At 46.9% G+C, this 25904-nt stretch carries 26 protein-coding genes and 2 tRNA genes; 7 read left to right on the top strand and 21 right to left on the bottom strand.

The features are described from left to right. Nucleotides 1–42: 42 nt before the first annotated feature. Nucleotides 43–963 carry a LysR family transcriptional regulator gene (locus tag WG89_RS00325; protein WP_062260040.1) on the bottom strand — a complete coding sequence of 307 codons (921 nt, stop codon included), beginning with the start codon at nt 961–963 and terminating at the stop codon, nt 43–45. Nucleotides 964–1087: 124 nt separating this feature from the next. Here WG89_RS00325 and WG89_RS00320 point away from each other — a divergent pair, with 124 nt between their 5' ends. Next, nucleotides 1088–2854, top strand: a complete 1767-nt coding sequence (locus WG89_RS00320; protein WP_062260038.1) for an alkyl/aryl-sulfatase — start codon at nt 1088–1090, stop codon at nt 2852–2854. A 37-nt stretch (nt 2855–2891) separates the two neighbouring features. After that, complete coding sequence (locus WG89_RS00315) at nt 2892–4493, top strand: GMC family oxidoreductase (RefSeq protein WP_079253581.1); 1602 nt, start codon at nt 2892–2894, stop codon at nt 4491–4493. A gap of 56 nt (nt 4494–4549) precedes the next feature. Here WG89_RS00315 and WG89_RS00310 read toward each other — a convergent pair whose 3' ends face one another. From WG89_RS00310 to radD, 12 genes are all read right to left on the bottom strand, one after another. Continuing rightward, nucleotides 4550–4870, bottom strand: coding sequence for a 2Fe-2S iron-sulfur cluster-binding protein (locus WG89_RS00310; protein ID WP_062260036.1), 321 nt, complete (start codon nt 4868–4870; stop codon nt 4550–4552). Between the two features lie 130 nt (nt 4871–5000). After that, the gene (locus WG89_RS00305) at nt 5001–6221 is read right to left on the bottom strand and encodes an NAD(P)/FAD-dependent oxidoreductase (RefSeq protein WP_062260034.1); all 1221 of its coding nucleotides are present in this window, start codon (nt 6219–6221) and stop codon (nt 5001–5003) included. 196 nt (nt 6222–6417) lie between these two features. Continuing rightward, nucleotides 6418–6870, bottom strand: a complete 453-nt coding sequence (locus tag WG89_RS00300) for a hypothetical protein (RefSeq protein ID WP_062260032.1) — start codon at nt 6868–6870, stop codon at nt 6418–6420. Nucleotides 6871–7034: 164 nt separating this feature from the next. Then, the gene (locus tag WG89_RS00295) at nt 7035–8687 is read right to left on the bottom strand and encodes a hypothetical protein (RefSeq protein WP_062260030.1); all 1653 of its coding nucleotides are present in this window, start codon (nt 8685–8687) and stop codon (nt 7035–7037) included. A gap of 188 nt (nt 8688–8875) precedes the next feature. Beyond that, nucleotides 8876–9460 (bottom strand): YceI family protein, encoded by a 585-nt coding sequence (locus WG89_RS00290; RefSeq protein WP_245662848.1) that lies wholly within the window; start codon nt 9458–9460, stop codon nt 8876–8878. A 5-nt stretch (nt 9461–9465) separates the two neighbouring features. Next, nucleotides 9466–10020: a cytochrome b gene (locus WG89_RS00285; RefSeq protein ID WP_062260028.1), complete on the bottom strand. Its 555-nt coding sequence runs from the start codon at nt 10018–10020 to the stop codon at nt 9466–9468. A 128-nt stretch (nt 10021–10148) separates the two neighbouring features. Continuing rightward, nucleotides 10149–10448, bottom strand: coding sequence for a hypothetical protein (locus WG89_RS00280; protein WP_062260026.1), 300 nt, complete (start codon nt 10446–10448; stop codon nt 10149–10151). Next, nucleotides 10445–10717, bottom strand: a complete 273-nt coding sequence (locus WG89_RS00275; protein ID WP_172806657.1) for a hypothetical protein — start codon at nt 10715–10717, stop codon at nt 10445–10447. The genes WG89_RS00280 and WG89_RS00275 overlap by 4 nt, the downstream gene beginning before the upstream one ends. Before the next feature lie 376 nt (nt 10718–11093). Beyond that, nucleotides 11094–11534 carry a cyanase gene (gene cynS / locus WG89_RS00270; protein ID WP_062260060.1) on the bottom strand — a complete coding sequence of 147 codons (441 nt, stop codon included), beginning with the start codon at nt 11532–11534 and terminating at the stop codon, nt 11094–11096. A 16-nt stretch (nt 11535–11550) separates the two neighbouring features. Beyond that, on the bottom strand, nt 11551–12363 hold the full coding sequence (locus WG89_RS00265) for a formate/nitrite transporter family protein (protein ID WP_062260023.1): 813 nt from the start codon (nt 12361–12363) through the stop codon (nt 11551–11553). Between the two features lie 226 nt (nt 12364–12589). After that, nucleotides 12590–14320 carry an ABC-F family ATP-binding cassette domain-containing protein gene (locus WG89_RS00260; protein ID WP_062260020.1) on the bottom strand — a complete coding sequence of 577 codons (1731 nt, stop codon included), beginning with the start codon at nt 14318–14320 and terminating at the stop codon, nt 12590–12592. A 277-nt stretch (nt 14321–14597) separates the two neighbouring features. Continuing rightward, the gene (radD, locus tag WG89_RS00255; RefSeq protein ID WP_245662847.1) at nt 14598–16388 is read right to left on the bottom strand and encodes a DNA repair helicase RadD; all 1791 of its coding nucleotides are present in this window, start codon (nt 16386–16388) and stop codon (nt 14598–14600) included. A gap of 167 nt (nt 16389–16555) precedes the next feature. On the opposite strand from radD, the gene WG89_RS00250 reads away from it, so the two are divergent. Together WG89_RS00250 and WG89_RS00245 are read left to right on the top strand one after the other, a co-directional pair. Continuing rightward, nucleotides 16556–17647 carry an NHL repeat-containing protein gene (locus tag WG89_RS00250; protein ID WP_062260014.1) on the top strand — a complete coding sequence of 364 codons (1092 nt, stop codon included), beginning with the start codon at nt 16556–16558 and terminating at the stop codon, nt 17645–17647. A gap of 202 nt (nt 17648–17849) precedes the next feature. Beyond that, complete coding sequence (locus WG89_RS00245; protein ID WP_062260013.1) at nt 17850–18272, top strand: acyl-CoA thioesterase; 423 nt, start codon at nt 17850–17852, stop codon at nt 18270–18272. 14 nt (nt 18273–18286) lie between these two features. Here WG89_RS00245 and WG89_RS00240 read toward each other — a convergent pair whose 3' ends face one another. After that, nucleotides 18287–18775 (bottom strand): hypothetical protein, encoded by a 489-nt coding sequence (locus tag WG89_RS00240; RefSeq protein WP_062260011.1) that lies wholly within the window; start codon nt 18773–18775, stop codon nt 18287–18289. 175 nt (nt 18776–18950) lie between these two features. After that, complete coding sequence (locus tag WG89_RS00235; RefSeq protein WP_062260010.1) at nt 18951–19304, bottom strand: hypothetical protein; 354 nt, start codon at nt 19302–19304, stop codon at nt 18951–18953. 286 nt (nt 19305–19590) lie between these two features. On the opposite strand from WG89_RS00235, the gene WG89_RS00230 reads away from it, so the two are divergent. Beyond that, nucleotides 19591–21138 (top strand): coiled-coil domain-containing protein, encoded by a 1548-nt coding sequence (locus WG89_RS00230; RefSeq protein WP_216638407.1) that lies wholly within the window; start codon nt 19591–19593, stop codon nt 21136–21138. Nucleotides 21139–21257: 119 nt separating this feature from the next. Next, nucleotides 21258–21917, top strand: a complete 660-nt coding sequence (locus tag WG89_RS00225) for an XRE family transcriptional regulator (protein WP_062260008.1) — start codon at nt 21258–21260, stop codon at nt 21915–21917. Here the strand turns inward: WG89_RS00225 and WG89_RS29095 are convergent. From WG89_RS29095 to WG89_RS00210, 4 genes are all read right to left on the bottom strand, one after another. Then, nucleotides 21914–22084: a DUF2986 domain-containing protein gene (locus tag WG89_RS29095; protein ID WP_079253580.1), complete on the bottom strand. Its 171-nt coding sequence runs from the start codon at nt 22082–22084 to the stop codon at nt 21914–21916. The genes WG89_RS00225 and WG89_RS29095 overlap by 4 nt on opposite strands. 111 nt (nt 22085–22195) lie before the next feature. Beyond that, nucleotides 22196–22271, bottom strand: a tRNA-Phe gene (locus tag WG89_RS00220). Between the two features lie 36 nt (nt 22272–22307). After that, a tRNA-Phe gene (locus tag WG89_RS00215) sits at nt 22308–22383 on the bottom strand. A 238-nt stretch (nt 22384–22621) separates the two neighbouring features. Further along, a complete protein-coding gene (locus WG89_RS00210) occupies nt 22622–22840 on the bottom strand; it encodes a hypothetical protein (protein ID WP_153301326.1) in 219 nt (72 codons plus the stop codon). 120 nt (nt 22841–22960) lie between these two features. On the opposite strand from WG89_RS00210, the gene WG89_RS00205 reads away from it, so the two are divergent. Continuing rightward, on the top strand, nt 22961–24019 hold the full coding sequence (locus WG89_RS00205; protein WP_153301325.1) for a hypothetical protein: 1059 nt from the start codon (nt 22961–22963) through the stop codon (nt 24017–24019). Nucleotides 24020–24098: 79 nt separating this feature from the next. Here WG89_RS00205 and WG89_RS00200 read toward each other — a convergent pair whose 3' ends face one another. Continuing rightward, nucleotides 24099–24371: an oxidative damage protection protein gene (locus WG89_RS00200; RefSeq protein WP_062260004.1), complete on the bottom strand. Its 273-nt coding sequence runs from the start codon at nt 24369–24371 to the stop codon at nt 24099–24101. Between the two features lie 55 nt (nt 24372–24426). Continuing rightward, nucleotides 24427–25884 (bottom strand): protein adenylyltransferase SelO, encoded by a 1458-nt coding sequence (locus WG89_RS00195; protein ID WP_062260003.1) that lies wholly within the window; start codon nt 25882–25884, stop codon nt 24427–24429. Nucleotides 25885–25904 lie beyond the last annotated feature (20 nt).

Here is a 25904-nt window from a genome sequence, read left to right as displayed (position 1 = left end):
ATTTTTCTACTGCTGGTGGATCGAAACATTGAATAAGCCGGATTATGACACTTCCTCAGGGCTGATCAATGAGCGATTGACCTGCTCTTTCACGAAGTCCAGAAACATTCGAACCTTGGGTGGCGTTCTCGCCCTGTCATGAAAAACAGCAAACAGTGGCGTTTTGGGCAGGTTGTAGCCCTTCAGAACCCTGATCACGCGTCCCTGGGCTAATTCTTCCGCAATAACATAGGGTGGGAGAGCAACAATGCCCCCGTGATTCAACATGACATTTTTCAGTGCAATGGTGTCGTTTAAAGTCAGCTTTCCAGCAACAGGCACAAGATGTTTTTGACCTTCTTTGTCTTCAAAAAGCCAGTGACTTTGCTTCTGAACATTGGGCAGGTTCATCAGCAGTAAGTCATGCTCAACCAGATCTTCGGGATGGGAAGGTGTTCCATGTTTGGCAAGATACTCGGGCGATGCACAAGTCATTACTGAGATATCCGCCAGCTTGGTAGCTACCATTCCACTGTCGGGTAATGCACCAAAAATAATCGCCAGATCAATGCCGCTCTCCAGTTGGCTGATGGACGTGTGGCTGAGATCCATGTCTATGGAAAGCTCTGGATGTTGAGCAAGAAAGCTGGGCAACACCGGAGCAATCATCGTCTGACCAATAGCAGTAGGAATACTGACCCTGACCAGCCCTCTGGCCTGATTGGCTACCTGATTAATCTCAGCCATGGCCGTTTCATACTCAGAAACAATGACCTCGCAGTGACTGAGTAACCGCCCCCCTTCTTCCGTCAGGCTGAAACGCCTTGAGTTTCTGTAGAGCAGCGCCACCCCACATTCTTTTTCTAACTGAACAATAGCTCTGCTGACAGAGGATTTGGCAATACCCAGGGCACTGGCTGCCTGGGAGAAACTGCCCAGTTGAGCGACTTTCTGGAAGATTGCAGTGGCATTGAGGTGTTTCATGGTGAGACGGTTTGTAAATCAACAACTGTTCTAATTTTGGAACTCATTGTTCCTTTTATCGAACCCAAAAACAAGGTTCACGGTGATAGACTCGCTTCACACATAGCCGGAGCTAATAAGAATAATGAAGAAGTTCAAAGCTGTTGTTGGTTGTCTATTGGCATCCTCTGTCTATGCCGGTTCAGTGTCTGCTGAGAACCTGGCCTACGATAAGCCCAGTAAAACCGTCCATCCCAAACTGACTGCTCACTCACAAACCATGGAGCAGCGGGTCGATAAGATTGCCGAAGGTGTTTACAAGGCGATTGGTTATGACATTGCCAATAGTGTCATGATCGAAGGCAAAGATGGCGTCATCATTGTTGATGTACTGAGTACTGTAGGCTCTGCCAAACAAGTTATGTCCGAGTTCCGGAAAATCACCGATGCTCCAGTCAAAGCCCTGGTCTACACCCATCATCATGGTGACCATATCAATGGTGGACCGGGCTTTATCAATCCGGAAGACGCTACTAATGGCAAGGTTCGTATCTTTGCCCATAAGGATCTGACCAAAAACCTTTCACAACAGGCCGGTATGCTGGTACCCATTACCGCCAGCCGGGCTTTCTTCATGTATGGAAACTATCTGGATAAGGGCCCAGAGGGGGTCGTTAATACCGGTATTGGTCCTGCTTTATTGACGGGCGAAACCCGCTTTCTTCCTCCTACCGACTTAGTTGATGATCGTCGTGTAGAAACCATTGCCGGTATAGAAGTGGAAATGGTCCATGTGCCCAGTGAAGCCAAGGATGAAATTGCGCTCTGGTTCCCTGAGAAGAAAATTCTCCACACTGCTGAAGTACTGCAGGGAGAGAGCTTTCCGAATATCTACACCATTCGTGGTGACGTAATGCGCGACCCCGTCGAATGGGTAAGATCTATTGATCAGTTGAGACAATACCCGGCTGAAATTCTGGTTCGCAGTCATGGCCGGGCTATTGTCGGAAAAGAAAATGTAGCCAGCACACTCACGGCTTATCGCGATGCGATCCAGTACGTTCACGATCAAACCGTTCGCTACATCAACAAAGGCTATACACCGGATGAAATTGTGACAGTAATTGACCAGCTGCCTCCTCATCTGCGTGATAACCCTGATCTTCAGGAATTTTATGGCACCGTTAAACACTCAGTAAGAGCGATCTACAACCAGTACCTTGGCTGGTTTAACGGTGATCCCTCCACTCTGGATCCGCTGCCTCCTCAAGAGAGAGCAAAGCGTTATGTTGAAGCTATGGGTGGTAGAGACGCGGTTCTGAAGAATGCCGAGAAAGCCCTGTCTGATGATGATTTCCGCTGGGTGGCTGAAGTGACCAGCTATCTGATCACTCTGGATAAAGAAGATATGGAAGCAAGACAGCTTAAGGCTAAAGCTTTCCGTCCTCTGGCATTCGATCAGATCAATGTGAACTGGAGAAACTTCTATCTGAGCTCAGCTCTGGAAATGGAAGGCAAGGCACCAAGACCTCTGAATACCCGTGCCAGTGGTGTTATGGCTGCTATGCCAGCCAGTGTTGTTTTGCAGCATATGGCGGTCAGGGTTGATCCCGTAAAAACAGCTGAGCTGGAAATTGTTGGTGCCTTCGAGCTGCCTTCTGGAGAAAAGTATGCGCTTGAGCTGAGGAGAGGGATCGTACAGTTCCACAATAAACTGCCTGAAAAAGTCGACTTTACCGTTAAGGCTGCCAAAAGGCCCTTGTTAGGCCTGACTCTTGGGATGAGGACCGTCGATCAGCTGGTGGCTCTGAAAGCACTGAGTGTCAGTGGTGATCAAAAAGCTGCGAGTCAATTCTTTGCCGGATTTGACCAGGCTATTCCCTGGGATCAGATTCCTGTGAGTTTGCACTGAGTCGTTAGTTGTCGAGTGAGTTGAGAGTGGAGTGAGTATGCAGCAGTTTGACTTTATTGTTGTAGGTGGAGGCAGTGCGGGCTGTGTACTGGCAAATCGTCTGAGTGCCTGTGGACGCTTTCAGGTCTTGCTGGTGGAAGCGGGTGGTAAGGATTCCAATCCCATGATCCACCTGCCATTGGGATTTACCCAGGCGATGTCCATTCCATCCCTGAACTGGGGATACTCTACAGAACCTGAGAAGGAACTGGCTCAACGTCGTATATCCTGGCCCAGAGGTAAAGTGCTGGGAGGGTGCAGCGCCATCAATGGCATGATTTATATCCGTGGACAGAAAGAAGACTTTGATCTGTGGAATGAAAACTGTTCCGGATGGTCATACGACGACGTTTTGCCTTACTTCAAGCTCAGTGAACGAAACAGTCAGGGAAGCAACGCCTTTCATGGTGCCGATGGTGAGTTAGCGGTCCGTGACGGCTCTTTCCATCATCCCCTGACAGAGCTGTATTGTCAGTCTGCCAGAAGGGCCGGGCTGCAGGAGAATAACGATTTTAACGGCGAGCAGCAGACTGGCGTGGGTTATGCCCAGTTTAATATTGATGAGAAAGGACGAAGAGCCAGTTGTGCAAGAAGCTTCTTGAAACCGGCGTTAAGCAGAAAAAACCTGACGGTATTAACAGAAGTTCAGGTTGAGCAACTGGAATTAAATGGACATGAAGTTGAAGGCATCCGTTGCACCCGAAAGGGAGGGTCGATGATATTTTCTGCCAGGCGGGAAGTCATACTCTGTGCCGGTGCCATCAACAGTCCACAAATACTGCAACTGTCGGGTATTGGCCCGGAATCCGTCTTGGCAAAAGCCGGTGTTAAAACAAAGTTGAACCTTCAGGGGGTAGGCCAAAATCTTCAGGATCATCTGACGGTAGATGTGGTCACAGAAGTTGATGAGATTGGCACGGCGAATGACAATCTGAAACCTTTGAACTTTATCCGTGAGCTCATTCGATATGCCACGAAAAGGCAGGGATTTCTTTCCATGGCTGCGGCTCATAGCCTGGCCTTTGTAAAAAGTACACCGGATCAGGTACGCCCTGATCTTCAAATTCACTTTGCCCCGGCTTCCGGAACGACCAATGAAAAAGGTCAGGTCGTGCCGTCGAAAACTCCAGCCATTACTTCGACGGCTTGCCAGCTCAGGCCGGAGAGTCGGGGCTCAGTGAATATTATCAATCCGGATCCATTGAGCCCTCCTGAAATCAGGGCCAACTATTTAAGTACTGAAAATGATCGCAGAGCCATGATTGAGGCTGTGAAGTGGCAACGTAAGATCTTCGCCCAGCAGCCAGTGGTAGGTCATATTACAGGTGAAAGCTTGCCAGGGAAGCAGGTTCAAACGGATGACGAGATTCTGGATTACATTCGCTCCCATGCCATCAGTGTTTATCACCCGGTGGGAACCTGCAAAATGGGCGCTGATCCAGAGGCGGTGGTGTGTCCGAAACTAAAAGTGCATGGTATTAAAAAGCTTCGTGTGGCTGACGCTTCTGTCATACCGACACAAATATCCGGGAACACCAATGCTGCTTGCGTGATGATTGCTGAAAGAGCGGCTCAGTGGGCCTTGCAGGACGCTTCCTGAAAGAATATTGGGGTAAGACAGTCTGGGTTTTCCCAGGCTGTCCTAAATCAATTGAATCAGTACTGGGATTCAGGCAGATGAACAACAAGGCCATCCATCTCTTCGGTAACAGTGATCTGGCAGCTTAAACGACTGCTTTCTTTGGGTTCGTTGACGACTTCCAGCATTTCTTTTTCAATGCCGTCGGCATTTCCTACGACCTGAACCCATTTTTCATCTACATAACAATGACAGGTTGCGCAGGAGCAGGCACCGCCACATTCAGCCAGAATACCATCGATCATATTCTCTGTTGCGCCTTCCATGACAGTTTTTCCGACTTCGACTTCCGCTTCGAACTGATTACCGTCATGGGTGACATAATTGATGATTGGCATTGGATATCCTCACTCTATCTGGGCTTTGTCATGGGAATGCTGCAGCTCTTCGTTTTATTGCATATGGCTGCTTTGCAGGCATTCCCATCTCAAGAGTTACTGCTTTTCTTTCGCTATGGGCATTTTTGAATTATTGCAGTAACTCTTTAGGGTCAACAGTGTCATCAGCCAGTTTGCTGGCATCCACCTCAACACCGGATTGAATCAGCTTTTTGGCTGTCATGAATTCTTTTCCGCGATTGACACAGTCAGCCGCCAGTACTTTCCCATCCTTCAGATACCAGGCTACAAAACTTCTGCCTTGTTCGTAGTCACCACGAATAACCACCTGATCATAATCCTGGCTGAGACCGGCAATTTGCAGCTTCATGTCATACTGGTCTGACCAGAACCAGGGCTGGGCAGCGTAGACTTTTTCTTTGCCACAAATAGAGGCCGCAGCACTTCTGGATTGTTCCATGGCATTAGGAACGGATTCCAGACGCATTCTCTGACCCAACAAAGGGTTGGGGAAATTGGTGCAATCTCCCGCTGCGACAATATCAGGATCTTCGGTTCTGGCCTGTTCATCCACCAGGATACCGTTATCGACTTTCAGGCCGGCTTTTTCTGCCAGCTCAGTATTAGGAACTATACCGGCTCCAATAATGACCACATCCGCATCCAACTGGCTCTGGTCACTGAGAACCACCCTTTCTGCTTTACCATTACCTTCAATAGCTCTGATGGCCGTACCGGTTTTGATGTCGACACCTTCTTCTGTGTGGACTCTGTGGTAAAAAGCAGAAATCTCAGGGGCGGTTACCCGTTGCAGGACTCGATCCATCATTTCCAGTACGGTCACCTCAAGACCCAGCTTCCGAAGGGCGGCTGCTGTTTCCAGACCGATATAACCACCACCGACGATCACGGCTTTTTTACCGGGTGCTATATCTTTCTGGATCGCTTCAATATCTGCGGCATTTCTAAGGTAGTGGACACCAGGCAGCTGGCTGCCTTCCAGAGGCAGGACTCGAGGTTTTGAGCCTGTGCACAGAGCCAGTTTGCTGTAGCTGATGATCTCTCCACCTTCGAGAGTCAGACTTTTCTTATTGCGATCTATCGACTCAACCCGTGTATTCAAACGAAACTGAATGTTTTGTTTTTCATAAAAAGCAGCGGGTCGAATCTGAATATCTTCGATGCTTTTCTCGCCGGATAAAAAAGTTTTGGAGAGCGGTGGGCGGTGATAAGGGAGGTAGGCTTCGTCGCCAATGACCAGAATTTCGCCTTCCCAGCCTTCGGTTCGCAGGCTGGCTGACAGCTGCGCAGCAGCATGGCTGGCACCAATGATGACACAGACTTCACTCATAAGGGGATCCTGAACTGATTTCCTTGTGGTGGTTATTTTCAGCTTTTTTATTGTGAAATTTCTCAAATCTTCCCAGGAGGATTTAAAAAAATAGCTTCCGCTTATGGCTGATTTAAGTTCAGTACCTTAACCCGAATAGTGCCGAAAGGCACTATATTCATGCAGGCTAAGAACCGTATTTCGGGTAAGAAAAGGTTTATGACTGCTGCTGAGGCTTTGCTTCAGTAGTGGCCACACTTTCGAGAAAATCCATGATGCCCTGAACATCTTCCAGTTCGCCGTCTTCATTCCAGAGCACGGCGACACAGCCATTCCTGAAAGTGATTCTGACTGCAGAAGCAGGCAGTTTGGAAAAAAGGGCTGGTTTGACCATCGTGTGCTCAGGCCATTGTTCGTTTGCAGATTTTTCCAAAACAACAACCGGGTCATCTTCTTCAGTGAGAGAAACTATCGAGTATTCGAGCCAGGGACCCTGCTCAATATCGATGGTATCAGGTAGTGATTCTCTGTCTTTTATTTCCCGGCAGGTAAGACCGGACATAATCGCTTTATTTCTTAGCTTCATACGTCGTCTTTCCGACTTGGGAGGCAGCAGCCAGATGAAGTTTCCGAGAATAACCAGAATAATAAGAGCGACAATCCAGATCATATTTTTATTCTACTGCAGCGTTATTTTTCTATTTGCTGTGAAAAAACAGACACTCTTCAGGGTAAGGCAAGAGACTGAATCTAATTAGCTCAAGGTGTGGGATAACACCATGCCAATAGCAAATAGCCATTGGCATGGATAATACCATAAGGTGTTAGTAGGCGTTAATGCTGTGAAGCAGGGCTGATATAGACAGCAGACCAATAGGAACCGCCAGGCCACCATTGGGGGAAAGGCCCTTTCTTGCTGTATTGCCTGTCATTAACCGTGTAAGTGCCGTCTTCATTTCGAACATACACGGGCTTGCCACTGCGCTGAAAAATCAACATATCAGGGAGTTCAGCTGCTTCTGACCAGGCTACTTCAGGCTGGTTACCATTATTCCAACCTTTCTCTCTTCTCAGTGGATGCGCCATGATTTTCAAACTGACATCATCTTTCCATGGAATTGAATATAGATATCCATTGAAGACGGACATGACATCATTATTGAGCCAAGACTTTGGATCTTTTTGTTTCTCAAATACCCGTTGAACAACCCTGTCGTACAAACTGTAGTAATTTGGCTTCATGTTTACAGGCTTCTCCTCAAAATTATAAAGCCTTACAATTTGGCTATGCAGGGGTAAGATGGGTGGAGTAAGCTGATCTTGACTTGATTCTTCGAATAATTGGTTATATTTCTCGGGGTGAAAGGTCAGTTGAGATAGCTTCTCTTCTCCCTGACTCTTGATCCAATCCTGTACATTTGTGCTTACAGTATACGGGTCATGAAATACACCGATATTATTATGATGCAAATGAGCGACAAGTGTACTGTTCACATCAAGTAACGTCTCGGCTGCAAGATAAGTGATATCTGCTTTTAGCCCATTACCAGTCGGAGTACCATCGGCTTCCCAGTTAAGACTGGCAAACTGCAGCGCTTTGGCAAAAGGAGCTTCTTCAATACGTTCAGCACTTCTGCCGTCAGCACTCAGGGCGATCATTTTTACGGGAGTAGGGGCAAACTTTTCATCTTTTGTCGCTGAACTGGCAAAGAGGTAGAGCGGCTGTCCTGCGAAGTGGCTGAGGGCAAGGGTTATTATTGAAACACCCACCTCAACCTTTAGATTTTGTTTGTCGAGTTGAAGAGGATAAAAATAGTCTTCCTGTGTGGATGTAGGCTGCATTTTCTCCAGATCAAGAATATAGACCTGATCTTCAAATCCCACATAGATTAGGTTGTGGCTTGGACTATAAGCCAGAGATATCCCGTATTCATTGTTATAGTTCTCTTTTTCTTTAGGGTTGGCTTTTTCTGAACCTCGATCAAACCCATCAGTGAGTAGGCTTTTAAGCGCTATGTTGACTTCAGGCATCTGATATGAGGTTTGTAATGAGCCCTGATTCGGATGCTTGATAATGATATTGGAGCGTTCGCAGGTGTAAACCAGACTGCCATCTTTCAGCACCAGGAGGCTCTGAAGTTTTGGCCTTTTCTCATCTTTTTTGTCCTTAGTGCCTTTTTTGTCTGTACCTACCTTACCTGGGTCATGGTAAGGGCAAACTTCATCGAACTGCCCTATTACTTCCCAATCGTAAGCACTTCCCAGAGCGTTAGGCTTATCTGCTGTGGTGGCTTTGCCTCTCAGCTTGCCATTTTGCTCTGAAAACACTGAATCCTTCAGAATGTGCATAGGCAGCCGGATCACCAGCTGTTTGTTGGCAGGGCCTGTGGCCAGAGCATGCATATAGGCATCCGGATCAGCAGAATAACTCATGCCTCCGTATAACAGCAGCGCACTCAGGCCTGCAGAAGTCAGAATAGCTTTCAAGAGAACACCCTCATATTTGGCGATTCAAACATCAAATCATAGAAAAATAGACTATCCAGACACTCCAGAGTTCACTGAAACCAAAAGCCTGGTTGTCTTTGAGGGTGGGGAATCTAAAGGAATTAGAAAAAGGTGTTTATTTTCAAAAGGTTAAAATAGATAAAGCCGGCAGAACCGGCTTTTAGATATTACTGGCGAATACCTTCTACTTCGAGAGTGAGATAGATAGTAGAAGAAGCGGGTCCGAGATCCATCATTTTGAAGTCTTTCATAGCCAGGGTGGTGGTACCACTGAAGCCAGCACGATATCCGCCCCATGGATCTTTGCCTTCACCAATCTTGATGGCATCAATCACGATCTCTTTGGTAATGCCTTTCAGGGTGAAATTGCCATAAATTTTGGCGTTCTCGCCATCGGTTGTTTCAATTTTGGTGCTGACAAAGCGAGCTTCAGGGAATTTGCTGACATTCAGGAAGTCGCTGCCGCGAAGGTGTTTGTCACGTTCAGCATGGCTGCTGTCGACGGAGGCGGTTTTGATGGTGACATCCACTTTGGATTTGGATGGGTCTTTTTCATCAAATGTGAAGTTTCCGCTGAAGTCTTCGAAGTTACCATGCAGCCAGCTATAGCCCAGGTGGCTGATTTTGAAATTGATAAAGGCGTGAGCCCCTTTGGTATCAATCGCATAATCGGCAGCCATAGCCGGGACAGACAGGCCCATGGCAGCGGCTGAAAGGGCGGAAGCTGCAAGTATTTTTTTAAGTGCGTTCAAGGTAATTACTCCGTGGTTTTTATCATTCGCTTCAATGTGTCGTCTTTGTCGATCAGGTGGTGTTTTATTGCCGCAAGACCATGCCCTGCTGCAACAATCACCAGTGTCCAGGCCAGGTAGAAGTGGACTTCACCGGCCAGGTCTTCCTGTCCTTCTATTCCTGTGATCAATGCTGGGACTTCGAACCAGTCGAAAACAGAAATCCCTCGTCCATCGGCGGTACTGATCAAGTATCCACTGACCATGATGCCAAACATCAGCAGATAGATCAGATAGTGGCCCAGTTTGGCCATAAGGACGGTGGATTGGGTGTGATTAGATAAAGGTTTGGGGGCTGGGTTGGCCAGTTTCCATACCAATCTGAAAACAGTCAGGGCAAAAAGGGTGATACCAAAGCTTTTATGCCACCAGGGAAGTGTGCGGTAGAGTGGGTCATAGTACGACAATGACATCATATACAGACCGACGCCAAACAGTGAAAAGACTGCCAGAGCACTGACCCAGTGAATAATGATACTGATCCTTCCATAGCTCGAATTGTTATTTTTCCAGGCGGACATGCAGGCACTCCTCTATCTTATGTGAGAAGCGTAAAGCATCATAAATTCGAATAAAATCAGAAATATTGTGGGATACAGATCTAAAAAATCGATGGGTTTTTGGTTTAAACAACGATCCCGCTGAACGATCAGAATAATTCTCTTTGATTCTGTGCCTGTTTTTTTCCCCGAGGCTTTAGGTAGATGAATCGTGAGCGAGGGAATTCGCGTTTAAAAATACGCTTTAGCTGCTTTTTTAACAGTGAGTAGTCCACTTCCCATTCCTGATTGAAGTAACCAAACTCCGTAATCATGTAAACACTTTCGGAAATGGCATCAACATGCAGGCCACGATCTTTCTTGTAGCTGAGGATACTCAATCCGTTGCCGGGGCAAAGTAACTCGATATCTTTCAACACTCTGGGCATTGAACCATTCAAAGGAATCATAGGGTCTTACGCTTCAGAGTACTCAGAGCATAGGGATCAGTGACACCCTCCCGGTAAATTCTGAGTTTGTTGCTGCGGGGGAACTCTTTTTTTACAACCTTTTTCAAAGCCTTGAGAATAAAGGCTTCACTGCCTTTCATGTCTTGCTGAACAAAACCATTTTCAATGAGAAGATAGTGAGTGACGTCTTCCCTGCATATAACTATGGTTCGATTTCGTTTGTAGGATCGAATATCCAGACACTCACCCAATACAAGGGAAGGCAGCATTCGACCTATCTCGGTCAACAGATTGCTTTTTTCCAGCATAGGTATAACAAAAGGCTCAGATTACATTGGGTTGGATAGTGCTTTGCTTTCGTAATCAGATCAACCGGTATGTACTGCAGAACCGTTCACTATCTGTCATCAGAATGACTCATAGCAGGTGAGTTGCGGGCTGTAGATCATTAGGGGTCTGGATCAAAACTTCTTATTTCCCCTATAAACCCCGACCCAATCTGGCAGTGTTCATATTTTTGATTTTGATATTGCTGTTCAGAATAGGTAGAGCTGTACAGCCTGTTCATTGGGTAAGTATTCGAAGCCCCCTCATAACTGGTCTGTATTATGAGGGGGCTGAACAGCTCATAGATTAAGGACATGACTACCATGAATTATAGGGAAGAAATTTACCATTCATGGTGAGTATTACTCGGTCTCCTTTAGGGTCTACCTCCTTTTCAACATCCATTGAAAAATCAATGGCACTCATAATGCCATCACCAAATTTTTCCTGAATAACCTCCTTTAACGTTTCCCCGTAGACACCCACAACTTCGTATAGACGATAAATCAGCGGATCTGTTGGCACAGTCTGATCCCATACCTTGGTGGGGTACTCTTTTAACGCGTTGACTACTTCGGAACCCAGTCCCAGGTATTCCGCTATAGCCAGAGCTTTATCTTCTGGTGCACTGTTCATGCCAAGGCAGGCAGATGCCAGCCAGACCGGTGAGCAGCCAAGGTCATGACCAAACTGTTCCCAGGTTAATTGCTTCTCTGCTTTGGCAAGAACAATGGCTTCTGTCATTTCAAGTTTGTTCATGGTTTTTCCCGCCTGATCAAGCAAGCTCACGTTCCGGACTGGTTCTTACATGAGTCAGATAAAGTGGCAGGCCTACCAGAAGGAAACCGCCGACCAGGTTACCCAGTGCAGTTGGCAGCTCATTCCAGAGGAGGTAATCCATAACGGTGAATTCTCCACCCATGATCATGGAGAAGGGGAACAGGAACATATTGACGATAGAGTGCTCAAAGCCCATAAAGAAAAACAGCATGATGGGCATCCACATGGCGACCATTTTGGCGCCTGCTGAAGTTGAGATCATGGCGCCGACAACACCCATGGATACCATCCAGTTACACAGCATTCCCCGAACAAAGATGGTTAACCAGCCCGCAAGACCGTGCTCCTGATAACCCAGGGTTCTTGATTCTCCAATGGCTGAGACTTTTGCTGCTATGGCTCCACCATCAATGCTGTAGCCATAAGTCAGAATAAACGACACAAAAAAAGCTGTGGTCAGGGCGCCGGCAAAATTACCCAGAAAGACTAATCCCCAGTTTCTGAGCAAGCCTCTCATATCAACACCGGGTCGTTTATCGATCAAAGCCAGTGGCACAAGGGTGAATACACCCGTTAACAAGTCAAACTTCATCAGGTACAGCATGATAAATCCGATCGGGAACAGCAGAGCGCCAATCAGGGGGGAGCCAGTCTTTATAGTGACCGTAATGGCAAAAATAGCAGCCAGTCCCAGGATAGCCCCGGCCATAAAGGCCCGGATAAATGTGTCTTTGGTCGACATAAAGACCTTGGACTCGCCAGAATCCACCATTTTGGTGACAAACTCATCGGGTTCGATATAAGCCATAGTTCCTTCTCGCTGTTTTTCTTATTCGTCAAAATCAGCAAGGCAAAAATGATGCCCGAATTGGAATTTAATAATTAACTGTATGATTTTTAATAAATTAATTAATGCGGGAGGGCTTATCGTGTCAGCAAGGCAGTTTTTGAAAAAAGTCTTTATAAAGTGCGTCAAAACGCTCTATGCACCAAATAGGTTAAAAAAGCGCCAGCAAAATTGCTGGCGCAAAGTATCAGATTAAACTCAACTGGCTTTGGATCTGCTGAATCTCCTGTTGCCAGATCAGCTGCTTCTCAGGCTTTTGATGTTTAGGCTTTCTGGCCAGGTCATCCTGCAGCTTGGCTTCCAGCTCGATTAGTCGCTCAAGCAGAGACTCTTCATCCATCGAGCTGTTTTTCTGAATGGCAGAAGATGAAGGCTTTTGAACCTGACTTTCAGGGCTTGCTTCTGAATCAAGAAGAACAGAATAAGCCTGCTCAGGATCATGGAACTCTTCCAGCTGGCCCTGATGAATCACCCAGAAACGATTACAGCTTGTTTCAATCAGATCCCGATCATGACTGACCAGCAGAAAGCCTCCTGCAAACGTTTTTAGTGTTTCAGCCAGCTCGTCTTTGCCTTCCAGATCCAGATGATTGGTAGGCTCATCCAGAAACAGCAGCTGATACCTGGCCAGTGACAAGCCAACAAACAAGAGTCTGGAACGTTCACCGCCGCTAAGCTGTGAAACTTTCTGATCATGGCGGTCATAGGCGTAGCCGGCACTGATCAGTGCCATTTTGCGTTGTTCATCCGGCAATGGAGCAAACTGGCGCAGCGCCTCCATCAGACTGTCTTCATTCCGCAACTGCTGAAGCGACTGGTCATAGTAGCCGGTCTCACAACGAGGATGAAAAAGGATGGCTTCATTGCTTTGCTTTTGAAAGCTTGACCAGAGCTGACGAATCAGGGATGACTTGCCACAGCCATTGCGCCCTACCAGGGCGATACGGTCCCGGCTTTTGACCTGTTTTTGCAGCAATGTGAACAGGGTTTTGGCATCAGCTGCTGGTTTGACATCCATATTATTCAGAGCCAAAAGTCGGTCTGCTTTCAGGGCTTCACCACTTAGCTTTAATTGCCAGGGTGAGATAGCGGGCTGATCGGTTTGCTGGTCTTTCAGTCGGTCAATGCGTTTCTCCATGCTTTTGGCTTTTCGGGAAAGGTCTTCGTTGTCGTATACCTTGCCCCAGAGAGCCAGCCTTTTGGCACTGCTCTCAATGCGGTCAATTTCTTTCTGTTCAGATTGGCGCTTCAGACGATCCGCTTCATCCTGATCGTCCAGAGCTTTTCTTGCTCTGGAGCAGGAAAGTTGAAAGCAATGCATCTGGCCTGCCCGGAGTATCCAGGTAGTATTTGTCACTTGATCCAGAAGCCTTTGATCATGAGAGACAAGAATAAAGCTGCCTTTCCATTGTTTGAGAAACTGTTCCAGCCAGAGCAGGGTTGGCAAGTCCAGATGGTTGCTGGGTTCATCCAGAACCAGCAGGTCAGGCTCCAGAATCAAGGCTCGGGCCAGCATTAACCGGGTATGTTCACCACCACTTAGGGTCGCGGCTTGTAACAACCAGTCCTGCTCTGAAAACCCCATCTCCGAGAGCTGCAGTTCAGCTTTCCAGGCCTCATCCTCTCGGGAAGTTTCAGGCAGTTGTGCTTTAACCGCTTCAATCAGAGTGAGCGGACTTATTGATTCTGGAAGGTGCTGTTCAACAGCTGCCATAAGGCACTGTTTTGACAGGGATATTGAGCCTGAACGGGCTTGCAGTTGTCCGGTCAGAAGTTTTAACAGGGTACTCTTCCCACAACCGTTGTGGCCAATCAGGCCAATGCGACCACCTTTTTTCAGGGTGAACGAAAGATTCTCCAGCAAAGGGCCGGAAGTCAGGTCGTAGGAGACAGATTGTGCAGATAGTAAAGTGCTCATTGCTTACTCAAGATTTACAGGCATAAGAATGCCTTCGTCATACTTTGCTGACGATAACCTGGTAAGCCAGAGGGAATAGACTCTAGTGCTTTGTCAGTGATTGATTCCGCTCAAGCAGGGTTATCGCAGCACGATACCGGTAAAGCTTGAGCGGCTGCTAAACCCAAATAAGTGTGCGTAATTTAATTCACACATAAGGTAGAGCCTCCTCTTATTTCTATAGGTTGATAACAAGTTGAAGTTTCATCATGAAGGAATCAATCGAACGACACAAGACTTATTCTGCCTCATAAGCCTTGCGGAAATTGCCTTCATAGTCGAAGAGTTTATCAATCACTGACCAGTAATGTTTCTCTTTTCGGGCAATGACAAAATCCGGTTTGCGAAACTTCTTTTTCTGACTGATGACCGCATCCACAGAATTTGCTCGGAATGGCTCTGCACGGTTGATCAGCGCATGCTTGCCAAAATGATGGTAGAACGCCCCTTGTTGGGCAGGCGTATCGAGTCGGAAAATCTCACTGACAGTGGCTCCGTCCTCATCGTAATAGGTGATCTTGATTCTGGGAGTACTGCCTTTGAGTTCTGATTCCAGAGTCATGCCAGAACAGCGTAAAACCATACAGTCTTTGAGGTTTAGGGCATCTCGCAGCTTTTTGTCCGGATCTACCAGAGCTTTTCTGCACTGGTGACATTTTCGGGCTGCAATATCGTTCTCGGCACCGCATTGGTCGCACTCTTTGAAACGGTAGCGGAAGTCGCATTGAACAATCTCTCCCTCAAACTCTTCAATGCCCTGACAACGGCGGCCATAGTGTTCGACCAGATCACCATCACCGTCTACGATGCCCCAAAAGCTGTTCTCATGGCCACAAGCCGGGCAGGGGACCGTGACTGGAACCGATTTGGAGTCCGGCTTTGGGCTGCCTATTTCAGGGCTATACAGGTCATAGCGATTGCCGGCAAAGTCCATGACCAGGCAGTCTTCCTTTCCTTCTGCAAGGCGAAGTCCACGGCCAACAATCTGCTGATAAAGGCTGACGGATTCTGTTGGGCGTAAAATAGCAATCAGGTCGACATGGGGGGCATCAAACCCTGTGGTCAGTACCGAAACGTTGACCAGATATTTCAACTTTTGAGCCTTGAAGGCTTCGATCAGGCTATCCCGCTCTTTCGTAGCTGTATCGCCAATAATCAGGGCGGTTTCAGACTCGGGCAAGTAACCCATGATTTCCCTGGCATGGTCTACGGTAGAGGCAAAGATCATCACGCCTTTGCGGTCTTCTGATTCTTTCACTACCTGGGCAATGATCTGTTGTGTAGCCCGACCCTCACCTTTGAGCAGTTTATTCAGGTCGTTTTCGCTGTATCGGCCAAATGAATCTCTTGATAAGAGGCTAAAGTCGTAAAAAATAACCGGTGCATCGATTAGTTTTGCCGGTGTAAGAAAGCCATTTTTAATCATGTACGACAATGGAAGTTCATAGATACAACTTTTGAAAAAACGTTCTTCCTTTGTTCGCTGGGTGCCTTTCTTATTTCCGGGTAGATAGTGCTGGTAGAGCCAGCCCATTCCAAGACGGTAGGGTGTTGCCGTTAATCCCAGTATTTTCAGTCTGGGATTGAGCTTGCGCAGATGTTCTATGACTTTGTGATAGCTGGAACTTTTCTCCAGAGAAACCCGATGACACTCATCAATAACCAGCAGGGTGAAGTTGTCGTCATCAAACTGATCCAGATTTCTGACTACGGATTGTACACTGCCAAACACAACCTGTTCAGAAGCTTCTTGCCTGCCCAGTCCTGCACTGAAGATAGAGGCTTTGAGATCATAGCTTTCGTACTTCGCATGGTTCTGTTCGACCAGCTCTTTTACGTGAGCCAGTACAAGAACCCGGCCACGGGCAATACGCCCAAGCTCACTGATCACCAGGCTTTTGCCGGCGCCGGTGGGTAAAACCACAAGTGCAGGGTCATCACTTTTGCGAAAATGCTGTATCACACTGGATACGGCTTCTTTTTGGTAAGGGCGTAGCTGGAAAGTCATGGGCAGAGTATATCTGCCCATTCCAAAAGGCTGAACCACAACAAGCCTGCAATACCTTCTTGAAGGTTAATGTTTTCCTTGTCACCTGAGCCATTGACCGTTGTATTCAAGTGTTTGGGTGAATGAATCTTCAGATTAATCACAACACATGGGCTATGCTTTTTCATTTGGTATAAATCGGAGTTAGTGTGAAACTTCTCTCTCTCGGCTTTTTCCTGATTGTGCCATTGGCTTATGGTGCACCTACTCTTCAGAAAAGTACTACGGTTAAGGATTACTGGGTCAAAACACTTTTGCATGGTGTTGCTGCCGGGGCCTGGCCCGATAATCCGGTTAAATTAGCAGATGGAAGAATCTTTTTTCACGATGGCCAGGTCGAGCAGGTAACGTCAGAAAAAGCAGTAGCAACGCTGCATTATGATCAATCAACCTGCCCTGATATGAATGGCTCTTTTGCTCTTTCGGCGACTTCTGACCAGAAATTGGTGGTCGGTTTTAATCCGGTCAGTATCAAGGATAACGAATCTAAGCCAGTGCTTGGGTTAATTGACCCTGATACCGGTCATTGTCAGGTGCTGACCAAAACGCCAGAGGGTTCTTATCTGGTTTTGGCCATTACTGTTGACCGACATGACACTATTTATTATGCAGCGGCCAGCAATGCACTCAAAGGGGTCGGGTTTTATAAATTCCCCAAAGGTGCTTCACCTGTACTTCTATTTACCGTTCCTAAAAATATACCGGATGATATTGCTGTCGATTCAAAGGGAAACCTTTACGCCAGTTGGTATTCTATCGACGGTCATCTCTACCACAATCAGATTACCGTCTGGAAGCCATCGACTAAAAAACTGTCGGTGTATGCTGGCATCGGGCTGAGTGGCAAAAGTCCGAATGGAACACTGGCCACCCAGGCCGCTTTGGGTGATTTGTATGGCATTGCAATTGACAGTAAAGACAACCTTTATATTGCTCAGGAAGACAACCCGAACCGAATTTCTATGGTAGATGCTGAGAGTGGCAGAATTTATCATTTTGCGGGTAACGGCCTGAATTTGTTTATTTCGACGATCAGTCTGAGCCTGCACACCGGTTTGTGCCCAAGGGGAATTACAGTCACACCGCAGGGGAATCTTATCTACACCGACATTCGCTCTTATGAAGGGCTTTTCAGTGATGTTCGAATGATTGAAATGTCCGCTTCGGATTTTTCCAGCAGGATTCATACTGCTATCCCGGATGATATCAGCAGTGAAACAAGAGATAACAATAGGCTCTGATGTGTGGTTCGTTAGCGGACTATCACTGTTTACGACACAAACTCTGAGAGTTCGCTCAGCTTCTCTTTACACTTAGCTCTCTCAGCTATCTGGCTTAAGAGTTAGAGAAGTAAGGTGTCTCAACTGGAAATTCTGGTTATCTGACTTTATTGTTATTCTGCCTGCCGAAGATCATTTGCCCATCATCCAAGAGAAATACAAAATGGCCAGAGTCGAAGTTGAAATACCTGAGCAGTTTGCATTCAGTACCGAAGTGGAAGTGCTTTACTGTCATGTTAATGCCGCCGGACATATGGGCAATGACTCGCTCGTTGGGATTATCAATGAAGCCAGAACCCGCTATCTGAAACAGCCAGGCCTGAACACGATAGAATCTGAAAGCAAAGGGCTGATAAATGCAGATTTAGCGGTCATTTATAAGAGTGAAGCCAAACATGGTGAAACACTGGTGATTGATATAACTGCGCAGGCTTTTCAGAAGTATGGCTGTGACTTTGTCTATCAAGTTAAGGAAAAAGTCAGTGGTCGTGTTGTAGCGATAGCTAAAACAGCAATGCTGATGTTTGACTATGAGGTCAGTGGTCTGGCACAGGTGCCGGACCACTTTGAGGGGCTTTTCTCCTAACTCCATGCAAGGCTTTACGCTTCAAAAGTAACGAAAATCCTGGACTCATCGGACAAATGAAGGGAGTAATTCGATGATGTCGGGGAAATGGATTGAGTTTCTAAGAGAGTGATCAGTTGTTGCTGAGCACTTAATGATTCAGATAACAGTTCGTCCTTCAACATTGTGATGGTTTTCTGGAATGAGCCCAGTTCAAATAATTGCTTCTGTTTTTCTCTGAGGCTCTTTCCGTCAGGCTGGATTGAGAGTAGCTCGGTTGTTAGTTGCCCCAGTTTATCGAGCAGGTCTGTACATTTGATGAGCTTGCGCTTGAGCTCAAGTAGGGCACCTGAATCTCTTAGTTCACATGGCTGGTCGACAGAGGAAAAGGGACTCTCAAAGGATGCTGAAGAGGCATGAATATCTGTGAGAGAGATCAATTGTTTCTGAATACTGATTGATTCTGCCATCAAGTCATTCTTCAGAGCTGTCACAGCTTCCAGAGATGACTCCAACTCAAGCATTTGCTTCCGCAGATCTTTGAGACTCTTTGCATCAGGTGTCGTTGAGAGTATTACTGTCGTCAGGTGTTGTAGATCTTCAAATAGTTTTGTGCATCTGATAAGTCTTTGTTTGAGAGTATCCAGATTCGCTAAATCGCTTTGCTCATGCTTCCCGTGAAGTGTGGGGGAGCGGCTTTCAGTTGAAAAAGTTGTAGTTTTTACATCTTCCAGAGCAACCAGCCGTCTTTGAATTGCTGAATGATCTTTCTATCAAAGCTTCCTTTAACTCTGTGACGGCGTCCAGAGATGCTCCCAGTTTGAGCCATTGAAGTCGTTTTTCTTCATGATCCTTGGCGCTGGGGCGAGTTGAGCATATGACCATCGTCAGCTGCTCTAGTTCTTCAGACAGCTTTGTACACTTGATGAGTTTGTGCTTGAGGTCAAATACCGCAGCTGATTGAGAGGGAGTTGTGGTTGGTTTAGCCTCTCGGCCAATAGCTGATTCACTATTGGGACTCGAGTAACAGGCGGATGAGGTTACTTGGTACACAGTTGCACTTCCTTATGATGAGTTTCCTGACGGCTTGGACTCTTTTTCCAGAAAAAAGTTCCATCTGTTCTTCTTGTGGTGACCCCTTGTGTTGCAAGCGACTTAAGTAGTAACCGGTTCACAAGACATCGCTTTGCAGAAAAATCAGGCTTTAAATCAGTGATATAGCCGTTACAATGGCCGGACTGCTGAGTGAAAGATGTCGATTTGCAGCGATGTAAACCACTTCTAACCCAGTCAGATTAAGGAAGATTTTTAAAAAATAACAATCAGGGCTGTTCAGAAAATGAACTTTTCCAAGAAGTATAATGAGGGCTATGCGAGCTTTTTGATTCGCCTGGCCTGGACTATCGAAGTCATTGCCGTACTGATCGGTTTATCCATCTCCATCGTTGTTTCCATCTCTGCCAATCAATCCTATTTGGATCAGGAATCTGTCAACCTTCTGGGCCACAGCTCTTCTATTCTGGTCGCGGGATTACCCTTCCTGATGATGGCGGCGGCAGAGCTTTGCAAGATTCCGCTGACCTTTGCCTTTATGTCGGTGAAAAACCTGTTTTGGCGCAGTCTTTTCCTTTTCTTCGTCTTGTGTCTGTGTGTCGTAACGTTTGAAACGATGATGGCGGGCTTTGAAAGAAACTTCTCCAACCTCAACTACGCCATCGATACCCGCAAGAACGATATTGAGAATATTGAGTCTGAAGTTGCCTTGTTGAATCGAAGACAAGAGAGGGTTCAGGTATTCACGGAATCCGATTTAAACCAGGAAATTGAGTCTCAACAGCTGTCTATTGATGAATCTTTCAGGACCCGTGTCAATAAGGTAAATGCCAAAACTGAATCCATTCTGTCGGGTATCGATTACTCTTTCCAGGAAGAGCTGGATACAGAAATCCAGGACCTGATTGAGAAAAGGGACGGTTACTACGAAGACTGGAATACTGAACGACAGGGTATCGAAGATCGTTTTTCCGCCTTGCTGTTGGATAATCTCTCAGACAGCAGAACTGAAAAAGATCGCTTGTTAGCTGAACTGGCAGCATTGAAAGCTGAAATGGCCAGAGAGCTGGACGATGCCAGCTTCCTGACGCGTACTGCTGTCGATAATAAGTACCGTCGCCTGATTGCGGACAAGAACAAGCAAATCGATCAGATCACCACCGGCTATCTTGGGGGGGATGCCCTGACCAAGCAGGCGAACATGGAAGATCAGATGAAGCAGCAGATCGAGTTCACCAACAGCAAGTACGAAGGTCGAATTACAGACATCAATGAGCGTATCGAAAGCAAGAAACAGGAAATAATCAATCGTGAAGCGGCTAATGTGAAGCTTCAGAATGATGTCGTTGCCAATGCTGAAAGCAGTCGCTCCCGTTATATGGGTATCAAGCTGAGCCAGGAGAAAGAGCTGTCCGGTTATGTTGAAGATAAACAGCAGCAGCTGGATGTGATTAATGCTCAGGTTGTAGACATTGAAGACAAGGTATTTTTGCTACGTAATGATCAGCGCAATATCCAGTCTGAAATTAATCGACTGATCAATCAGAATCAGATCTATCGCATGGCAATGTATGCTTATGGCATGGAGTCTCCCACCGATGTTGACCGTAAAATGGTGGGTGTAGTGGCACTGCTATGGTTTGGCTCTTTGGCTCTGATTGCGTCAGTGACCGGTGTAATGCTCTGCCTGGCAGGCTTCTATCTCAAGCGAGAGTTGATGAGAGTCGCTGAAGAGGAAGAGAAGGCCGAAAAGTTTGCTCAGGAAGCTTTGGAAAAAGCCTCCCGACAAATACAGTCTGAAGAAAAAGCCCCTGCTGTGGCAGAAACCAGCTAAACACAGTCTGCACTAAAAAAGAGCGGCTAATTCGGCCGCTCTTTTCATTTCTCCCATCTAGTATCGAACCTGCTGTTGTATAATGCGGTGTTTTATTCTCGTTCAGGAAAATTCAGAGTATGGCAAACGCTTTCGCGCGTCGATTTCAGTTGATAGTGGATCGTCTGACACAGGGAAACAAAAAGCAGTTTGCTGAAATGACAGGCAAGTCCGCCTCTCATATCTATAAAATCTGTCGTGGAACCAGTCGGCCATCCATGGCTTATCTGGAGAGTCTGTATGATGACTTTCGTGTTGACCTGAACTGGTTGCTGACCGGTGACCAAAACGACAGTGGGCAGATTTCAGAGACTTCAGGCAGCAAAGAAATTGTTTATGCCCCCATGTTTGATGTCCAGGCCAGTGCCGGGATGGGCGCGGCTGTTCAAAATGAAGAAGTCAGTGATTATTTTGCTTTTAACAAAGCTTTTCTGAGTCGCCAGCTGGGAGTGTCAGGTGAAAACCTGGCATTCGTTACCATCAGTGGAGACAGTATGCTGCCCACTTTTCAGGACGGTGATCAGGTGCTGGTGGATATGTCTCGTAAGTCAGTCCAGAGTGAAGCGGTCTATCTGATTCAGACGGAAGATGGCTTGATGGCCAAGAGAGTTAAGCAAAACCAGCATGAGTTGAGTATTACCAGTGATAACCCTGAATATCCTGGCTGGACTCTGGATTTGAAAAAGTTGGAAGAGAACCCGGTGGTTGGCAAGATTGTATGGTGTGCGAGGGCGGTTTAACTGCCCTCAGTATCCTGAGGCGATTCCTGACTGGCTTCTTCTGACTCTAGCCTGGCACGCTCAGCTTTACTGATGTACTTGGGCTTGTTGCTTTTAGGGGCCAGTTTAGACTTAGCCCTTTTGGCTTTGGCCTTTAAGATCTGGTTGCCTTTCTTACGACGGTTCATGGATAACAGCTCAGGGGTTCACACTCTTGTTTCATATTAGCTGTTTTCAGTACTGGAGAGAATGAGTCAGACAAAAACAAAAAAGCCTCGCTAATGCGAGGCTTTTTGATATGGTGCCTAGAGACGGAATCGAACCATCGACACGCGGATTTTCAATCCGCTGCTCTACCAACTGAGCTATCCAGGCTGAACTGCTTTTGACGACTTGGTACCATCGAAGAGATGGTGCCTAGGGGCGGAATCGAACCACCGACACGCGGATTTTCAATCCGCTGCTCTACCAACTGAGCTACCCAGGCATGTCACAGCTTTTTCACACGAGAAGGTGTGCGAGGCGTATTAAACGGATTTCACTACCCGGAGTCAAGTCGGGTATACCGATTTTCCACTTTTTACTATGAAAATGCAGCATTATCAGGACCGTAGCCATTTTCATGCTGCGGGGTGAGCTGCATTTTCGGCTCATGGCTGTTTGATCGAAAAAAGCAGGGTGGATTAATCGTTTAGAAATGCGAACACGGATGTGAAGCCAGGTTTCTATTGAAAAACGACGTAGTCTGCCAGTTCTTCCAGGGACTCAAGTTCTGTTATCTCTTCAATAGGCGCCTGACCTTTTTCTTCCTTGTATGTCTGGTAAGCACGAGTGTCCACAACAATGTCGCCATCTTCTTCCTGAAAGAGAATAGAGTGATCATTGATGGCAGAAAGAATCTGCTTCTTTTTGTTGTTGGAGATGGAAATGTCTTTGATTTTCATGGGTAAGACCAATAGAGGGTGGTTGTATCTATTATAAAGTCAGGCTCTGCATCTCCGCTATATTTATGCCTCTTGAATAAAAATGCTTATTCACATGGATGTTTCAGTCGGGAAATGTCTATGTTGACCTTACGATCATTGTTCTGCTTGTTGTTGATGACGCTGATTTTTTCTGTACAGGCGGCTCATGTGCCTAAAAATAAAAACGGGAAAGCTTCTGGCACCCCTGACATGAATCTGGAGGAAGGCGAAGAAGAAAAAGTGTCACTGGAACACTGTCTGGATACTGACGATGATCCGCCTTCCCCTGGTTTTAGCGATGATGAAGATGAAGAGGAAGATGAGGAGGAGCTGCTGGATGATGACAACGATAAAGATCAGGATTTAGTGCCGTTTGTGCATCAACCCGGGTGTCAGGGAGGGGCCTGTGCTTGCTGTGTCTCAAGTCGTCCATTGTTAACTGAAGGGGCGATTGTTCCAATCCAGCCTGGAGGTGTTGTATCCAGAAAGCTTAATCAGGCAGGAAGCTATCTCTATCAGAATCTGCCATTTTACGGGCAAGTTGTTGTGAGGGCGGTTCAGGTCGTAGTCGGTAGACTTCTGGATGAGGGAGAGAGTGAAGGGAGGGAGAAAGATTTCTGGGAGCACTTGAAGGGTGTGATTCGTTTGAAGGTTTTTTCTGATCGGCAGGATAATGATGGCATCCGTTTCCTGCTTGGCCATTCGCCTGCGCAGCAGATCAGTCAATCTGAACTGCAGCAGATTTTGCTGAATTCCTGGTTGGTCAACCCTGGTTGGATGTTGCCGGGAGATAATGGCTTTGTAACGGCTTTGGCCAGCTCTGATTTAATTTCAGTAATACGACGGATTCAGGCAATGTGGCTGTCTTCAAACCAGAGTCATTTTGGTACCCAGTCTGCGTTTGCTAATGCTGCTGCAAGTCTGGTTCTCAGGCAGCCGGTAGGAACCAGAATCCTCATTACAGACTGTCATGAAGTCAATAATATTGGTATCTATATCCAGAGTTCCAGGCGTGCGCTGGTGTTCAGTTTAAGGCACGGACTCTTCCAGATGCCTGTCAGCCAGGTGATACCCTTTATTCTCAGCATCCCTGGTATTCATGCTTCTTGGGGTGGCAGGGTTGCAGTTTATCCACCTCCTCTAATGCTGACAGACTGAAGTCAGATAAGCAGAGAGCCGGAAGCCGATAAAAAGATAAGCTATCCGGCACTACGATCGTCAGCTCATTCGATCAAGGTTACTTCTGCTCAGGAACAAAGCCTTCAGCCGCATCATAGTCCTCGCCGGCAAAGAACTTGTCCATTTGTTCGGTCAGATATTTGCGGGTTTCAGGATCCAGCAGGCTAAGGTGCTTTTCGTTGATCAAGCGGGTTTGATGAGCTTGCCACTCTGTCCATGCCGCCTGGGAGACATTTTCATAAACCCACTGTCCCTTTGGACCCGGCAGGGGCGGTACAGCAAGACCTTCGGCTTCTTTCTTGAGTTTTACGCAATGTACGGTACGGGCCATTGATATCCCCTTCTTAAAATCTGCGGTGTGGTTGCATGGTATAGGAAACGATCAGTCAGGACGAGCAGCTGATTTCCAGCTCTTTACCCCACTTGGGAGGCTTTTGAGCGTAATGTCCCAGCTCTGGATGCTCATCGTAAGGTGATTGCAGCACAGTCATGAGCTGTTCGATCTCGCTGTAATCCCCTTTTTCTGCTTTTTCTATGGCGTTCTGTGCCAGATAGTTGCGCAGAATGTATTTGGGGTTCACCTGCTGCATTCTTGAATGGCGCTGTTGATCAGATTCCAGATTACGTCGAATTCGATTGTCATAGTCTTTCAGCCAGTTTCTGAAAGACTCAGGCTTACTGATAAGCTCGAAGGACTCATGATCCGGAGAGTAATCTGATAATGCTCTGAAAAACAGAGTGTAGTCGGCGCTTTGCTCATGGAGCAGTTGCAGAAGATCCTTGATCAGGTCTGCATCCTCTGGTTCCTGCTGCAAAAGCCCCAGCTTTTTACTCATTAATGACAGGTACTGGTCAGAGTAAAGCTGCGGATAGATATCGAGAACTTTTTGCAATGCCTCAACATCATCAATCAAAGGCACCAGTGCCTGGGCAAGCCTGCCGCAGTTCCAGTAGCCTATATCGGGTTGCTGGCTGAACGCATAGCGACCAGAGTGGTCGGAATGATTACAAATGTAGTGCCAGTTAAAGTCATCCTGAAAACCGTAGGGACCGTAATCAAAAGTCTCCCCAAGAATGCTCATATTATCGGTGTTCATAACACCGTGCGCGAAACCATTAGACTGCCATAGAGCAATCATCCGGGCTGTTCTTTCAACAACGCTTTTGAAAAATAAAATATATTTGTCGTCTTTGTCGGAAAGCTCTGAAAAATAATTCTGAATCGTGAACTCTGCCAGAGCTTTTAGTGCATCTTGCTGTTTGGTGTAACAGAAGTATTCAAAATGACCGAAACGAATGTGAGTTTTTGCCAGCCTTAATAAGGTAGAACCTCGTTCTTCTGTTTCCCGGTAAACCGGGGTGTCGCTGGTCACTACACAGAGAGCCCGGGTGGTTGGAATTCCCAGGTTGAATAAGGCTTCAGAGGCCAGGTATTCACGAATACAGGAGCGAAGAACGGCTCGGCCATCACCAAATCGGGAGTAGGGGGTTGTCCCCGCGCCTTTTAAATGAAGATCCCAGCTTTCGCCTTTGCTGTTAGTGACTTCTCCCAGTAATAAGCCGCGCCCATCGCCCAGTTGAGGGTTATAGCTGCCAAACTGATGTCCGGAGTAAACCATAGCCAGAGGATCAGAATCCTCTAAAGCTGTTGAGCCTCCACAGACCTGGGTCAACTGCTCTTTGCAGGTATTATTCAGTTCAAGATCTAACAGATCAGCGGCTTTCTGACTTATGGCTACCAGCTTTGGATTATCCAAAGGGGTGGCCTGAAGGCGTGTATAGAAGACTTCAGGCAACTGGCCAAAGCGATTATTAAAGTTGAGCTGATCCAGGCTTATTCTCATTCAGATATGTTCCATGCAGC

Source organism: Endozoicomonas arenosclerae (assembly GCF_001562015.1).
Lineage (GTDB): Bacteria > Pseudomonadota > Gammaproteobacteria > Pseudomonadales > Endozoicomonadaceae > Endozoicomonas_A > Endozoicomonas_A arenosclerae.
This window is presented reverse-complemented; position numbering and strand designations above follow the sequence as displayed.